Genomic DNA, 13,313 nt, shown 5'->3' with positions numbered 1-13,313 from the left:
GTCCATGTGGAGACCGGTTCGCATTCGTCTGGCAGTACCGTTCCAGGGGGGCAGTGGCTTCCGGGCCTTTCTGGGTGCGCCCGCCGAAAAGCAGACGTTCCCAGCGATCTTCTACTGGTTGGAAGATGATGAGGACGCGGAACCCATCCAACAGGAGTCCTTCTGCACATGGAGCGATGTCCGTCGCGGCAAGGCGGGCCGGAGCCCTGAATATCATCTTTACTATGCCGCGGAATCCGAGCCTGTAGTCCATCGGGCCCGGGCCGGCGATCAGGTAGTGATTGCCCGGACAAAGGAAGGCAGCATGATGGTGCTCCTTACGCCGAAAGGGTCGACCATTGGCCGGCAACTTTTGTGGCTCTTCGGGCTGGATCTTTTCGAGGGAAGATCTGTCGCGCGCCGCCTCGATCGCGACGACACTATTGAACTTGGCTTCGCAGCGCGAAGTATTCTGGCGGATCTTGGCATTGAAACAGTAGAGCCCGAAGCAGACGCCTTTGACCTGCTTATTGAGAAGTTCGGACGGGCCTTTCCGGGAACCGTTCCACTGTCTGTCTTCGCCCGTGAAACATTGTCAGAGGTCGATCCACTGGACGATCCTGACGGTGCGCTTGTTGCCTGGATGGAGCACGAAGAGGCGCTGTTCCGGCATCTGGAACGCGAGATCGTCTCGGACCGGCTGAAGGCAGGTTTCACGGAGGATGGTTCGGCGGACGTGGACGGGTTCCTGAGCTTTTCCCTGAGCGTTCAGAACCGTCGTAAATCGCGGGCAGGCTATGCTTTCGGCCACCATGTTGAAGCCATCTTGCAGGCTCATGGGGTGAGCTACACGCGCGAAGCCACGACGGAGAAACGAAACGCTGCAGATTTCCTGTTCCCTGGCGAGGACGAATACGCGGACCTCCGATATCCCGATGACCAGCTTGCTATGCTCGCTGTGAAGACCAGCTGCAAAGACCGATGGCGGCAGGTCCTGGCAGAGGCCGACCGGATCAGGACAAAGCATCTGCTTACGCTTGAGCCGGCAATATCGAGGATTCAGACGGCCGAAATGCAGAGCCAGGGCCTGCAGCTTGTGCTGCCCGCCTCATTGCACAGCACATATCAGGCTGACCAGCGTGCATGGCTCATGGGTGTCGGGGATTTTCTCGGGGAAGTCCGCGACCTGCGTGGGCGACAACGTCTTTTGATCTGAGGGATTGTGATGAGCGAAGAGTTCTGGCGTGTAGGTCACCAGTATCGTGACAAGGCGGGTGTGAAGTTCGAGGAAGACGAACTCCTGCGCTGGCTGAATACGTCCGCCGGTTCGATCGCGAACTCAGGAGGTATCAGATTCAAAGACCCGGTCTCGGGAGGACCGGTGGATCCGGAGACAGACCGGGCCATCCCTGCATTTTTTGTCCTGATCACTAGGGACATGTCTGCCCAGCACCACAATCCCTGGGACGACGTAGTCGATGAGGTCAGCGGAAATATCTACTATTGGGGAGACGCAAAGTTTTCGGCGCGCGAAAAGTTATTCAATCAGTTCCCCGGCAACGCGCGTATCGAAGCGACGAACAACCTGCGCCTTGCCGGGCGTCTCGACGAGATGCCACCGATCCTTCATTTCTCGAAGCAGAAATCCGGGTGGCTGACGTTCACTGGTCTTTGCGCGCTGTCCGACGTCAGACATGCGTGGTTTGAGGACGAAGGGAAGCCGATCAAAAACCTGCGCATCCTGCTTTCCATCCTAGATACCGAGACGGTGTCTGCAGAGTGGCTTCGGCAACGTGTCGTTGCCGGCGATGTTCGTGAGGTCGACAGGAAGCTTGCCCCAGAGGTCTGGCGGAAGGCAATCAAGGGCAAGATAGAAAGGCGGCAGGTCTGGTCTTCTAAGGTTCGGAGCAAACAGCAACAGGTTCCGGTTGCCGGATCGGATGATGAAAAGATCCTTGAAGAAGTTGCTGCGCTCACGCCCGCCGAATTCGAGGCGTTCACCGTGGCACTGATCGACAAGCTCCCGGACATCGTTCCTGGCCTTGAGCATCGCGTTACGCGAACCAGGAGGACAGGAGACCACGGTATCGACTTCTTCGGCATGTTCAAAATGCCGTATCCAATTGACTATGAGATCGAGTTCCTTGGTGAAGCCAAACGCTACAAGACGGCCATTACGCCGGATCAGGTTTCCCGTCTAGTTGCGCGACTCGGGCGAGGCCAGTTCGGGCTGTACTTCACGACCTCTTGGTACTCTGAGCAGACTCAGAAAGAGATTGAGGCGGACCGCTATCCAGTGCGTCTGTTTTCCGGGCAGGACATTGTAAACATCCTTCGGGCTGGAGACTGTGTCTCCGGCGAACGACTAAGGGTCGACTGGAAGGAGCTGGCGCTTGCCGAGGTTGAGGGACATAGCGCCGACGGTCTCAGGCCCACATCTTTGTGGTAGATGCGGTTTCAGGGAGCTTTGCCGCGCTCATCCACACGCACACATACTTGGAATTATCGGCCCAAAGCGGACGAAGAACGGCCGTCAACATGCTGCGATGCGGCCCGCCAAAGCCTCCGTTTGCTGCAACTGCATGAAGTGACGAAGAAGGCAGGTCGAGACCAGAGAACAAATTGCCAAGTCGCCGCGGAAGAGCCAAGATCAGCTTTGGAGAACCGTGGTTACTGCCTGTCACTTACAGTACTAATTTTTGATCAAGTGAAATCGCCTGCAGAACCGCTTGCACGTTGTTCAGGCAGGTAGCATCGTCGTGTTACTGCTGGGGAACGACTTCCATGATACTCTACAAGACAATAGCCCTAAAGTTCGGTCGCAACTTTGAACGCGAGCAGCCGGGAAGCTTGGTTGGCCTCGATGGTCACCCGGTCCTGCCAGAAGATATTCGTCAGCATTGGCGAAGCGTTCTCGGCGATATCGCTTCGGCTAGAATCTATTTGCTTGACCACAATGCCGCGAGTTACCTCGATTCCTTAAGAATGAATGTTCAAGGAATGCCATGGGAGGACCGGCCCGAATCTGACATTCAAAGCTATGTCCGTGACGTCGATTTTCCGCGCGATCTGATTTGGGTCGAGTACGACGACCGCAAACTATGGGAGGATCGTGTTGCGCGACGAATAACGACCCAGACCGAGGACGAGTTAAACAACCGGCGTCAACGGGGGTTTCTCTTCGACAATCGAGCGCACGATATGCTGACCGTGCGTCTTTTCTCTGCTTTGACAGACACTTTCTTTCTCGACGCGCCATTGGTGCTGGAAATATCGAAAGACAAGGATGGTCGCCCTGACTTCACCAATATACGATGGAGCCCAAAAAGAACGGTAATAGCCGGACTTGTGCGGGCCGGGTTTCTGAGAGACGAAGCATCGGCACTAGAATTCTTTGAAGAGCATAGGGGTCACGTGACCTACGAAATGGTGATCGGCTTCATGCTTTTTGCGGCCCTTGCGGCACGTGAAGATGATTTGGTGCTGCAAGAAGATCGAAGCCTCTCGAATGCGCAAGCCAAGACTGCTCGTAAATTCGGAAAGACTTGGATGGCAGAAGCGCTAAAATCTCACGTCACCATTCGAATTGGACCGGCCGCTGAGCGGCATATGACTGAGCAAAAGGCGCGGCTTCGTTTTGAGGAAGAACAGACAACAGGCCGCGCCGCACCAACAGAACATTGGGTGGCGGAACATGAAAGACGCTATGCAAATGGTAAGGTGGTGCGGGTTCGGGTGCACAAACGCGGGCAATCAGCTGACAGGAAATTGCCGGCGCGGGTCGTGGGGCCGAAAAAGCAAGACTGACTTTTTGGTGTTGCATTTGGAGGGATTCCGCTAATCTGATCGTCATGGCCTCGGTCGGCCCACAGCAGAGCTCGACACGGCTCCGATTTGCTGCAGTCGCAGCCTGCTTTCCCGACATTCGCTACGTTCGCCAAATCTTCAGGCCTACGAACTCTCAAATCGCGGACAACGCGAAAGCCAACCGCTGGCGCCCAGTAGTCACTTGAAATTGCAACGCGTCGGGCGGGTCTTGCTAACTCTACATGCCCGGCATACGCACCTGCCTTCCTAGAACGCCTACAATCTGGGCGGTCTGCGTCTACAGCCAAGTATTGACTGTGACCTAATGGGGCGAAATGCAATCTCCATCGGTATGCTCCTCTCGCTAAGCTAATTCTACAACAATAGCTGCGGTGGTCTTGGCGGGAAGGCAGTTCATCCCATCAGGTCACGTGAATGGCACCTGCATAGCAAGACATTGATCCGCGCGGTGATTGCGTCCACGCTTCAATGGCGTAGTCTCTTTTCACCCGAATTGGCGTAGTTGTCCCATGATAGACAATCATCAAAGCTTGCCCCAAGAGTCCGCCGATAGAATAACAAAACCCTTGGCACGCTTCCTAGAGATCCAAGCGGCCGCGAGTGGGCTCCTGTTCCTAGCTGTCCTGCTGGCTTTGGCGCTGGCAAACTCGCCTTGGCAAGAAGGCTTCCTGGGCTTCTGGAAGACCCCAATTGGCCTGACATTCGGTTCGTTCGATTTCACCCGCTCGCTGCGACACTGGATCAACGACGGGCTGATGACACTCTTCTTTTTTGTGCTTTCTCTAGAGCTCAAGCGCGAGATCGTTCTGGGCGAATTGCGAAACCCGCGACAGGCCGCCCTGCCGTTCGCAGGCGCTTTGGGTGGCATGGTCGTGCCGGTCGCGTTCTATCTTATTCTGATGTCCGGGCAGCCCGGGGCGCACGGCTGGGGAACTGTGATGGCAACCGATACGGCGTTCGTGATTGGGTGCCTGGCGCTTTTCGGAAGCCGGATCCCGTCCACCTTGCGTCTGTTCCTGCTTTCTCTAGCCATTTTTGACGATGTCGGCGCAATTCTCGTTGTCGCCTTCGGATACGGGGAAGCGTTGAACTGGTCGGGGATCGGTTTGGGTCTGCTGGGAATTGGTATCGTCGCCGGCGCCTCGCGCGTCGGGATCAGAAGTGTCCCGGTTTATTTTCTTCTCGGTGCGGCAGTCTGGCTTTGCATCGACGCCTCCGGCGTACACGCGACTATCGCGGGGGTCATTCTGGGAATGATGACACCGACGCGCAGATGGGTAAGCGATGCCCGGCTGCATGCCATCCTTGGGCGCCTGCGCGTCGTTCCGGCCGGTGATCGGCAGCAGGGAAATACCGCAAGCCGCCATGACCTGCGTCAAGCCAGCAGAGCAGTCACGGAGGCGCTCTCTCCAGTCGAACGACTCGAAATGATGCTGCACCCCTGGGTCGGCTTTGCAATCATGCCGATCTTCGCGCTGGCAAATGCCGGCATCACGATTCAGGGTGCCGATTTCGGACAACCGGTCTCCTTGGCAATAATTGTCGGGCTGGTGTTGGGAAAGCCGATCGGCGTCTTCGGATTCAGCTGGCTTGCTGTCCGATCAGGCCTGGCAGTGCTCGCGCCGGGCTTGTCGGGGCCGTTGGTTCTGGCCGGCTCGTTTCTCACTGGTATCGGTTTCACGATGTCGCTGTTCATAGCGGGCTTGGCTTTTGATCCGGCGACACTGAACGCTGCAAAGCTAGGAATTCTCTCAGGATCAGCCCTTGCCGCAACGGTCGGGATCCTCATGCTGCTCCTGCTGACACTTCATGCAGCGCACAAAAAAAACGCCACAGGTACAGCAGAACCAGACCGGAAAACCTAGAATAGGAAGAATAGCGTCGCGATGAGAAACGCCGCTGTACCGGCGACCGGGCGCTTGCTCCCTGCGGCGACAACCTAGTTCGCAAGTGCGTCGAGAAGCCCGGCTCGGACCAGCGCGCCGCTGATTACGAACATCGCGGCGATCGTTATGGGTGCAGGATTCGAAAACGCTGCCAGAACTTCATTCGTGGGGACAAACCCCAAGACGACAAACAGCGCGGCGGCCCCTGCAGCGGTTACATCCGGTTCGAAGCGCTCGGAAAGAAATGCTGCGAACAGAAGGACGACAACGGCGAGCGCGAGATAGGGTTAAAGGTCGGCGATGAGATCAATAAGTCTGCCCTCTTTCCTTCATACCTATGCCGTTGAGGAACTGGCGGTCGCAGCATCCACCATTCCAAATAGAGCACCAACTGAAAAATCAGCCCAATTGTCTCGACAATACTGGGTCAGAAAGAAACACTCCCAGCAGAGACGTAGCCGTCCGTTCAGCGACAAGTGTCCTATTTTGGTGGCCCCCAGTTTCCAATCCAACGCTCCAATTCACTGACCAGTGGCAATATTGCGCAAGGCTCAGGCGGGAAGTGCTCGGGCCTCTGCAAACGTCAGCAATCTGCGGCTTTTCTCATCCCAAAGGTGCAGTCGCGCGCAGCGGAAGCTTTCCCAAAGCGTGATGCGTCTGGTCTGTGCCAGGACATCGTGATCCTTGACTACGTCGTGTAAACGATAATACGGGATGCGGCTGGCCAGGTGATGTACATGGTGGACTCCGATGTTCCCGGTGATCCAGCGCAGGATGCCGGGCAGGTCGTAGTGCGAACTACCGTGAAGGGACGCATCCTCGATGTTCCAGTCTTCCTCGTGCCGCCAGCTGGTTTCCTCAAACTGATGCTGCACGTAGAAAAACCACATGCCGGCAATCGCTGCCAGAAACATCGTCGGCAGGAAGACGAACAGCAGTACCTCCCAGCCGCCCAGCCAGACAATCACTGTCAGAGTGAGGCCAATGGCAGCGTTTGTCGCCATCGCACTCAGCCAGTAGCGACCGCCGGACCGCATCAGTTGGACGGGCAGCCGATTGTGCAGGAAGAACGTGTAAAATGGCACCACGCCAAACAGGAAAACCGGATGGCGGACGAGTCGGTAAAGCGCCCTGCCCAGCCAATCCTTTTCGCGGTATTCTGTGATCGTAAGCAACGGTAGGTCTCCGACGCCCCGGCGGTCGAGGTTCCCGATAGTGGCATGGTGGATCGCGTGGGTCTTGTGCCAGACGTCATAGGGCGTCAGCGTGATGACGCCGATGATACGGCCAATCCAATCACACAGACGCCGGTCCCGGAACAGGGAACCATGCCCGCAGTCGTGCTGGATTACGAACAACCGGAAAAGAAAGGCTGCATTGGCAAATGCGAGGGCGATTGCCAACGCGGTGCTGATCGAGAGCACCCACCACGCAACCGCCCATATTGCCAGGAAAGGCACTAGCGTGACGGTTAGTTCGAAAATACTGCGGGAAGGGATTGGCTGCCGGTATTTCACCAGAGTTCGTTTCCAGTCAGATGTGGTCAGTCGGGTCGCTTCCAGCCTCGGACCGGTTGCATCGCAGGGATACCCCACGCAGGGGCCCCGGCTCGTGATGGACAAATGATCCGACTGGACCCGCGCGTGTCGCGCGGTCAAGGCAGGTCGGGCGTTTGGAATGTCAGATTGGACGCCACCGTTTTGGCGGCCCGCGCCAACCGACATGTTCTGCTGACGTGGCCGTTGGCCCCTTGCATTGTGCGAGTTGGACGACGTCGGCATGGAAGGTGTCTACCCCGCTGCTACTAGGTATGTCATACCGGCGGTCTCCGGACGGAGTTCCCGCCAGCAATGATCCGGTTGATGAGAACGGCCACGGCCCGATGCGCCTCTATCTCGCCATCCGTAACACCTGCGCCTTCATGCGTCTTTGCCGCATCGCGCAGGATGCCCACGACCTCGCGTTCGGACAAGAGGTTGCGATCGTTCATCGCCAGCAGCATAGACTCGCAGATTGAGAGGGCGGCCATGCCCGAGAAATCTTTTGCGCTACCCATTTTTAGGCTTCCTTCCGGGTATCGGTAAAACAACGCGCGGCCGAGCGGCCTCGCTTATCCCAAGCATCTTCGCAGAAAACAGGGTATGCTGAGCTAACCGAAAGCAGTCTCCGCACGAACGCACCCAAAGATTTTTCGGCTTGCGAGGCTCCGATGACGGATATCTTAGAAAGTCCGCTTACAAAGAAGTTGCAAGTCTTCGTCGCCTTGTCCGACGATGAATTGGACGTTTTGAAGCGTCTGCATCTGCGCCGCCGGTCCTTCACGGCGGGGCGTGATCTCGTGCATCAGGGGCAATCTGACCAGGCCGCTTACATACTGGCCGCCGGCTGGGTGTGTTCCTACAAGCTACAGCCGGACGGTACCCGACAGATCGTAGACGTCCAGATACCAGGGGATTTTCTTGGATTGCGCAGCGTCCTGCTGCGCACCTCCGACCACAGCTTCGAGCCGGTCACGGACATTCAGGCGGTGGAGGTTCTCGCGGACGACCTTCTGGATGCATTCACGAAAACGCCTCGCCTGGCGGCGGCCTTTCTTTGGGCAGCATCACGGGACGAAGCCATGGTCGTCGAGCATCTCGTTGGAGTTGGCCGACGGTCCGCGGATGCGCGCATGGCGCACTTCCTTCTGGAACTGGGGGCACGGCTGAAGTTGGTCGGAATGGGGAGAAAGGAAGGGTACGCCTGTCCATTGACACAGTATCATCTTGCGGATGCACTCGGCCTAAGCGCGGTCCATGTGAACCGTGTTTTGCGGAAGCTACGCGAAAACGGTCTGCTGACCTTTCAGGACGGCCGCGTGACATTCGACGACTATGACGGGTTGGTGGCCATTTCGGGTTTCGATCCGGCGTATCTGGATCAGATCGACCCACTTTTGAAATGAATGAGGCCGCCCAAAGATAGACTTAAGGCGGCCCGGTTTTCTTCTGAGACGAGAGAAGTCAGCTAATCGCTTTTGCGGCCGCGTCGAGTTCCCTGTTCATCGCGTCGTATTGATTCGCCTCGTGCGCTTTCTCGGCTGCCTGGTAGTGTTTCAGCGCCCGATCCTTTCTGGGGCCGGCCGGCGCTTTGTGACAGGCTGCTTTGACCGAGGCCATCTTCTCAGCCGAATTGGTTTGTTGAGGTGTCATAAGATTGTCCTTTCTTGGACGTTCCGAGAATAAGAAGCGCGGGGAAATGCAATCCACTTTTTAAACGATACCCCTCCCGCGCTCCTCTGATGCTCGAAATAAGTGCCGCCGGAGATTCGGCAGGCACGAAGTCATGTACCCATCTTCTCCACTCCGCTGCACTGACGCAGGTTAGCCCGGGACGCTCGAAAGTTGGACTGTCCGCTTGGGCATCGGCTGCAGTGATCAAGTTCTGGTTCTGAATCCAGACCCCAAGGGCCGGGTCACATGTCAATAGGTTCGTTAGAGGTTTCGCCCCAAGGTGAAGATTCATCCTGTGGGAGTCAGGTGGTAGGGGTTTGCTGATGTGACAGCCGCAGCCACCGACCGTTGTCCAGAAAATATGTGGACGCGCAGAGCGCCTCATAGATTGGTGAACCCGGCTTTTCGGCGAATACGCGGTAGGCCAGCACGGCAACGGCTCCTTGCCTGATTTGGCTACGGTCTTTCATTTCCACGGTTCGCCAGCCCGTGTTTTTCTTCATATGCTTTAGGATTTGTCCGCCCTGGAGGATGCCTGGCGGATATGGAAGTATCATCACTGCATTTGTTGCAGTCACCGTGCGAGCGCTGTCCGCGCCGCTGGTCCAGTGCCGCGCCTCCAGATCCCAGAGGATCGCATTGTCATGACCGGGTAAACCGCCTTGCCTGCGATCGCCGTCCTGTGCTTTGCCCAAGGTCATTGGCCCGTTCCCGGAGTGCCTGCGAGTATTAATTGCACAATCAGAAAGAAGATCGCCAGTACCACCCAAATCAGTCCAGACAAATTTGCCGGCCGGTTTTCCACGCCACCAGAAACAGCCCTTAAACGCCTGTGGCGTTTGGGAAGAAGACGGGTCAGTTCCCGCGCGACCGAACTGTAATCCTGTTTGAGTTCGGGCACGTCACGAAATTGCGACAACAGCATCTCCAGTCGCGAACTAGCGGCGTCTTCCTCCAAAGCGGCGAGCGCGGCTGCCTCTTCCCAAGGTTCGAGTTCTAGCCTTGCGAGGGCCGAAAGTACCGTAATAGCATTGCCTTTCCGGTCCTCACCAACGAAGGCTTGCAAAAACCGATCGAACTCAGGGCTATGCGGGTAAAGAATTCCACCTGCGAGCATCACCGTTTCCTCCTTTTCAATGCTTTCGGACCTTGGGAGCGAACGTGCCGACTGAACGGGGCCTCCTTTGGCAGGATCAAAATGTTTCGGATTGTTTCGATCATACCCGCATCGCCTGGAGCAAGCGCTTACGCAGATCAGCCGGTGTCCATGCCTCTGAATTCAAGCATCAGGGCAGCTCCAAGGTTCGCCTGCACGGCCTGGGTCTCAGCGGCGCTAACATGGGTCAGCGCGCACCGCCCGGTTCTGGGATAATTTATGATGACCGCAAATGCAGGCTGCCTCTCTGCAGTCAGGATACGGCAGCCCTTGCAGCGCGGAAGGCACGTATACATCGCGGAGACCGGAGATGGCGCTGCGTTCAATCAGATCCACCGTAACCTTCCCGCGCCCGTTTACCCTATCCGGATATTCGGACGAGCTGCCTGCCGGTGAATACGAAGTATTGGTTGAGGAAGAGCTTATCGAGACGCTGAGTTTCCCGGCTTACCGCAGAACAGCGATTTTTCTGACCGTAATCGGCAAGGGGCGTTCGCTGGGTCGAACAGAAATGCGACCAATTTCCTGGACCGACCTGGAAACGGCACTTGGCCGCGGCATTCAGCATGACACCTTAAGTTAGCGAGGCGGCGCTTTGCCGCTGGAGGAACTAAAATGAACACTCCCGAATGGCTTAAACCCGGCCTCTACGGCGCCGTCATCGGCGCGGTACTTGTTAGTGTATCTGGATTTTCTTGGGGCGGCTGGGAAACCAGCCGAACCTCGAGCGACATGTCCCTCGCGATGGCTCGCGAACACGTTGTCATCGCATTGGTGCCCGTCTGTCTCGACATGGCCCGAACCGATCCGGACCGGGCCGCCAAGATGGCAGCGATCCGGGCAGCCTCTACCTTCCGGCAGCGAGAGGCCCTCATGGCGGCTGGCTGGGCGACAGTACCGGGGACAGAGACCCCGAACCGGAACCTCGCGCAAGCCTGCCTTGCGGCCCTTGACGTAAACAAGTCACCGGAGCGTCCGGAAAACACGATCAATCAAGGATGAGCAGCGCCATGTCACCACCTCTGCCTGAAACAACCGATCTTGAACGACGCGTTCTAGCCCATGAACGGGTTCTACAGTCGCTTATTGCTTACATGTCCCACACGGAACCGCGGTTCCTTGAGCACCTTAAGAAGCGTTTTGTTGAGCCGATGGCTATGGAGCGGCACGAGCATGACCACCGGAACGCGGATGACTACGCCGAGGAATTCATTCGCGCCGTGATGGCCCTTGGAGAAACGCAATTGCCAAAGGCGGCGAGTTCCAGGGTTCTCAAGCAGCCATTGCACCAACCGGAAAAGAGACAAACTTCGGCACACCCCTATTATCCCACTGCACAAGCTGATCGTGTCCGTGTCAGGGAGCGGAATGGGATCTGGGAGGTCAAGGTGGATGGTGTGTTCCACGGGGACTACCACGACAAGGGCAATGCTCTGGCAGCCGCAGCCTTGGCTCGCTTGTCGCTTTGAGGAAAGGACATCTCCGATGAACGAGTTAGTCAGAAAATCCATTGCGGTTTTCGCCAGGCCGTTCAGTTTGCCCGGCTTAGACGAGACGCTTCCAGCAGGAGAGTACGACATTGAAACGGAACTGAGTTCACCGCCCGACTGCCTGCATCCTGAAGCCTGGAAAGCGTCTGTAGCGGTGAGACTGCATTCTCGGGCATCCCACCCCGGGCTGGCGAGAACCTTGACCGTTTCACTGGCCGACCTCGATGACGCCCTGGCAAAGGACAAGCTGACCGGAAAAGATCTGGCCGAGATTTTCCTGGAGGAAATGCTTGCAGACCCGATGGTTCGGCTGGTGATGGAGGCCGACGGCGTTTCCGAGTTGCAGCTTCGGCATCTCTACTCGGGCGGGCGGGCAACCCAGACAGACAAAGACGCGCCGGGTGCGGCTCCGGCAGCTAAATTGCCAAAGGAAATTTCAGCGATACAGGCCGCGGAGAACGAAGGAATGCCGACACAGGGGGAATAAGACGCGCGGATGCCCCCGCGACCGTCACGGTCTGCGCCGGGTGCCAGTCTGCGCGAGCAAGAGAGGAAACAATATGCCCGGCCAGAACGGCGGCCCGGAAGACCGTGGGCCATGGCAAAGCAAACAGAAACGCAAACCGCCCGAGATTGACGATCGCCTTCGTCACGGCCGCGATCGGCTGGGCGGACTGCTCCCTGATGGGTGGCCTCGTCTGAGGGGGTACTGGTTGTAGGAACGATAGTCTTGGTGGCTGTTGTTGCCCTCTTTCTTGATACACTGTCCCGAGCGACTCTGTCGCTGTTGTCCAGCGTTTTGGCAGATACACTGCTGAGATTCCGCCTGACCTGCATTTCAAATTCCCGCTTGGCATCGACGTTGCCACACTGATGCCCGTGAAACGGCAACTGAAGCACGAATTCGGATTCACCACGCCGGGCAGAGGTGATCCCTTCCCAAGTCCGTCAGACGGCCGACGCGAAGCCGAAATGGTCACGGTAGATCTGAACGCTGCGCTTTTGGAGTGGGTGGTACAATACCGGATCTCGGACCCCCTGAAGTTCCTGTTCGAGGTTCGTGAACCGAGTGCAACTTTGCGCTATGTCTCTGAATCCGTGATGGACCTGTCACGTTTCCGTGCCGCCCCAAGTTCTCATTTACGCATCCTGAGCTTCGAAGGCCAAGGGGCTTTTCCAATCCAAGGCTGAGTGCCCTCGGCGAGGATTGTAGAATCCGTTGATGTATCCGAAGTTCGCCAGATCGGGCGCCCTGCGGGTGGGTCAAGGCCGCTGCCACAGCAATTAAGCCTTCATCGTCTTGAAGAAGGTTTCGACCGCCGCGTTGTCATAGCAATTGCCTGTGCGGCTCATCGATACCTTGAACCCGTGCTGCCGCAGAAGCTTCTGGTGTTCGTGAGGGCAGTATCGGCTGCCTCGATCCGTGTGATGGTTGCAGCCTGTCCTTGCGTTGGCTCTGGCTGAGGGGCCGGTTGCGGAAGGCCCGATACCCTCGTGGGCTGACTTCCATGGTCTGGCACAGCCGTTCGACGAGCAGCATCTCGGCGTTCTTTGCCCTTTCGGCAGATTTGCCGAGCAAATCGCTTGCCGGGCAACCCAGGCCTGGATCAGCAATCTCTTCACGACATCAATGACGTCGATGGATCAGGGCAAGTCGCTGGCGACGGTAGCGTTCGCTCTTCTTATCGCGTTTCTTTATGGGGTCCTGCACACGCTTGGGCCGGGGCACGGCAAGGCCGTCGTGATTTCCTATTTCGTCGGT

17 protein-coding genes and 2 pseudogenes are annotated in these 13,313 nt (G+C 57.3%); 12 read left to right on the top strand and 7 right to left on the bottom strand.

Going from position 1 to position 13,313, the window contains the following annotated elements; genetic code table 11:
* Positions 1-4: 4 nt before the first annotated feature.
* From AC2FNZ_RS06545 to nhaA, 4 genes are all read left to right on the top strand, one after another.
* Entirely contained in the window at positions 5-1,195 is a 1,191-nt protein-coding gene (locus tag AC2FNZ_RS06545; protein WP_496839938.1) for a type II restriction endonuclease, read from the top strand.
* 9 nt (positions 1,196-1,204) lie between these two features.
* Positions 1,205-2,428 carry a restriction endonuclease gene (locus tag AC2FNZ_RS06540; RefSeq protein ID WP_496839937.1) on the top strand — a complete coding sequence of 408 codons (1,224 nt, stop codon included), beginning with the start codon at positions 1,205-1,207 and terminating at the stop codon, positions 2,426-2,428.
* Positions 2,429-2,763: 335 nt separating this feature from the next.
* Complete coding sequence (locus tag AC2FNZ_RS06535) at positions 2,764-3,786, top strand: hypothetical protein (RefSeq protein ID WP_496839935.1); 1,023 nt, start codon at positions 2,764-2,766, stop codon at positions 3,784-3,786.
* 587 nt (positions 3,787-4,373) lie between these two features.
* Positions 4,374-5,672 (top strand): Na+/H+ antiporter NhaA, encoded by a 1,299-nt coding sequence (gene nhaA, locus AC2FNZ_RS06530; RefSeq protein WP_496839934.1) that lies wholly within the window; start codon positions 4,374-4,376, stop codon positions 5,670-5,672.
* A 74-nt stretch (positions 5,673-5,746) separates the two neighbouring features.
* On the opposite strand, the gene AC2FNZ_RS06525 is transcribed toward nhaA, so the two are convergent.
* The 3 genes from AC2FNZ_RS06525 to AC2FNZ_RS06515 form a co-directional block, all read right to left on the bottom strand.
* Positions 5,747-5,950 carry an SLC13 family permease gene (locus AC2FNZ_RS06525; protein WP_496840035.1) on the bottom strand — a complete coding sequence of 68 codons (204 nt, stop codon included), beginning with the start codon at positions 5,948-5,950 and terminating at the stop codon, positions 5,747-5,749.
* A 294-nt stretch (positions 5,951-6,244) separates the two neighbouring features.
* Positions 6,245-7,210: a fatty acid desaturase gene (locus AC2FNZ_RS06520; protein WP_496839933.1), complete on the bottom strand. Its 966-nt coding sequence runs from the start codon at positions 7,208-7,210 to the stop codon at positions 6,245-6,247.
* Between the two features lie 296 nt (positions 7,211-7,506).
* Positions 7,507-7,749, bottom strand: coding sequence for a hypothetical protein (locus AC2FNZ_RS06515; RefSeq protein WP_093963381.1), 243 nt, complete (start codon positions 7,747-7,749; stop codon positions 7,507-7,509).
* Positions 7,750-7,902: 153 nt separating this feature from the next.
* Here AC2FNZ_RS06515 and AC2FNZ_RS06510 point away from each other — a divergent pair, with 153 nt between their 5' ends.
* Complete coding sequence (locus tag AC2FNZ_RS06510; RefSeq protein ID WP_496833769.1) at positions 7,903-8,637, top strand: Crp/Fnr family transcriptional regulator; 735 nt, start codon at positions 7,903-7,905, stop codon at positions 8,635-8,637.
* A gap of 58 nt (positions 8,638-8,695) precedes the next feature.
* On the opposite strand, the gene AC2FNZ_RS06505 is transcribed toward AC2FNZ_RS06510, so the two are convergent.
* The 3 genes from AC2FNZ_RS06505 to AC2FNZ_RS06495 form a co-directional block, all read right to left on the bottom strand.
* Complete coding sequence (locus AC2FNZ_RS06505; protein WP_496712156.1) at positions 8,696-8,884, bottom strand: hypothetical protein; 189 nt, start codon at positions 8,882-8,884, stop codon at positions 8,696-8,698.
* Positions 8,885-9,207: 323 nt separating this feature from the next.
* Positions 9,208-9,606, bottom strand: coding sequence for a hypothetical protein (locus AC2FNZ_RS06500; RefSeq protein WP_496839931.1), 399 nt, complete (start codon positions 9,604-9,606; stop codon positions 9,208-9,210).
* On the bottom strand, positions 9,603-10,025 hold the full coding sequence (locus tag AC2FNZ_RS06495; RefSeq protein ID WP_496833771.1) for a hypothetical protein: 423 nt from the start codon (positions 10,023-10,025) through the stop codon (positions 9,603-9,605). Before AC2FNZ_RS06495 ends, AC2FNZ_RS06500 begins: the two co-directional genes overlap by 4 nt.
* Before the next feature lie 346 nt (positions 10,026-10,371).
* Here AC2FNZ_RS06495 and AC2FNZ_RS06490 point away from each other — a divergent pair, with 346 nt between their 5' ends.
* The 6 genes from AC2FNZ_RS06490 (at position 10,372) to AC2FNZ_RS06465 (ending at position 12,742) form a co-directional block, all read left to right on the top strand.
* Entirely contained in the window at positions 10,372-10,644 is a 273-nt protein-coding gene (locus tag AC2FNZ_RS06490) for a hypothetical protein (RefSeq protein ID WP_496833772.1), read from the top strand.
* A gap of 32 nt (positions 10,645-10,676) precedes the next feature.
* Complete coding sequence (locus AC2FNZ_RS06485) at positions 10,677-11,063, top strand: hypothetical protein (RefSeq protein WP_093963384.1); 387 nt, start codon at positions 10,677-10,679, stop codon at positions 11,061-11,063.
* An 8-nt stretch (positions 11,064-11,071) separates the two neighbouring features.
* On the top strand, positions 11,072-11,530 hold the full coding sequence (locus AC2FNZ_RS06480; RefSeq protein ID WP_254920171.1) for a hypothetical protein: 459 nt from the start codon (positions 11,072-11,074) through the stop codon (positions 11,528-11,530).
* Between the two features lie 16 nt (positions 11,531-11,546).
* A complete protein-coding gene (locus AC2FNZ_RS06475) occupies positions 11,547-12,038 on the top strand; it encodes a hypothetical protein (protein WP_496839928.1) in 492 nt (163 codons plus the stop codon).
* 73 nt (positions 12,039-12,111) lie between these two features.
* On the top strand, positions 12,112-12,270 hold the full coding sequence (locus AC2FNZ_RS06470) for a protease modulator HflK N-terminal domain-containing protein (RefSeq protein WP_496839926.1): 159 nt from the start codon (positions 12,112-12,114) through the stop codon (positions 12,268-12,270).
* 100 nt (positions 12,271-12,370) lie between these two features.
* On the top strand, positions 12,371-12,742 hold the full coding sequence (locus tag AC2FNZ_RS06465; protein WP_496840034.1) for a hypothetical protein: 372 nt from the start codon (positions 12,371-12,373) through the stop codon (positions 12,740-12,742).
* Here the strand turns inward: AC2FNZ_RS06465 and AC2FNZ_RS06460 are convergent.
* Positions 12,692-12,991, bottom strand: a pseudogene (locus AC2FNZ_RS06460) (integrase core domain-containing protein); the annotation flags it as partial. The gene AC2FNZ_RS06465 and the pseudogene AC2FNZ_RS06460 overlap by 51 nt on opposite strands.
* Positions 12,992-13,001: 10 nt before the next feature.
* Here AC2FNZ_RS06460 and AC2FNZ_RS06455 point away from each other — a divergent pair.
* Positions 13,002-13,313, top strand: a pseudogene (locus AC2FNZ_RS06455) (hypothetical protein); the annotation flags it as partial.

The organism is Ruegeria sp. SAZA006, from assembly GCF_059613465.1.
This window is presented reverse-complemented; position numbering and strand designations above follow the sequence as displayed.

Bases quoted from the DNA above. Each gene is read 5' to 3' on its own strand.
- AC2FNZ_RS06545 (WP_496839938.1), top strand. From the start codon at position 5: ATGTGGAGACCGGTTCGCATTCGTCTGGCAGTACCGTTCCAGGGGGGC.
- AC2FNZ_RS06540 (WP_496839937.1), top strand. From the start codon at position 1,205: ATGAGCGAAGAGTTCTGGCGTGTAGGTCACCAGTATCGTGACAAGGCG.
- AC2FNZ_RS06535 (WP_496839935.1), top strand. From the start codon at position 2,764: ATGATACTCTACAAGACAATAGCCCTAAAGTTCGGTCGCAACTTTGAA.
- AC2FNZ_RS06515 (WP_093963381.1), bottom strand. From the start codon at position 7,749: ATGGGTAGCGCAAAAGATTTCTCGGGCATGGCCGCCCTCTCAATCTGC.
- AC2FNZ_RS06510 (WP_496833769.1), top strand. From the start codon at position 7,903: ATGACGGATATCTTAGAAAGTCCGCTTACAAAGAAGTTGCAAGTCTTC.
- AC2FNZ_RS06505 (WP_496712156.1), bottom strand. From the start codon at position 8,884: ATGACACCTCAACAAACCAATTCGGCTGAGAAGATGGCCTCGGTCAAA.
- AC2FNZ_RS06500 (WP_496839931.1), bottom strand. From the start codon at position 9,606: ATGACCTTGGGCAAAGCACAGGACGGCGATCGCAGGCAAGGCGGTTTA.
- AC2FNZ_RS06490 (WP_496833772.1), top strand. From the start codon at position 10,372: ATGGCGCTGCGTTCAATCAGATCCACCGTAACCTTCCCGCGCCCGTTT.
- AC2FNZ_RS06485 (WP_093963384.1), top strand. From the start codon at position 10,677: ATGAACACTCCCGAATGGCTTAAACCCGGCCTCTACGGCGCCGTCATC.
- AC2FNZ_RS06480 (WP_254920171.1), top strand. From the start codon at position 11,072: ATGTCACCACCTCTGCCTGAAACAACCGATCTTGAACGACGCGTTCTA.
- AC2FNZ_RS06475 (WP_496839928.1), top strand. From the start codon at position 11,547: ATGAACGAGTTAGTCAGAAAATCCATTGCGGTTTTCGCCAGGCCGTTC.
- AC2FNZ_RS06470 (WP_496839926.1), top strand. From the start codon at position 12,112: ATGCCCGGCCAGAACGGCGGCCCGGAAGACCGTGGGCCATGGCAAAGC.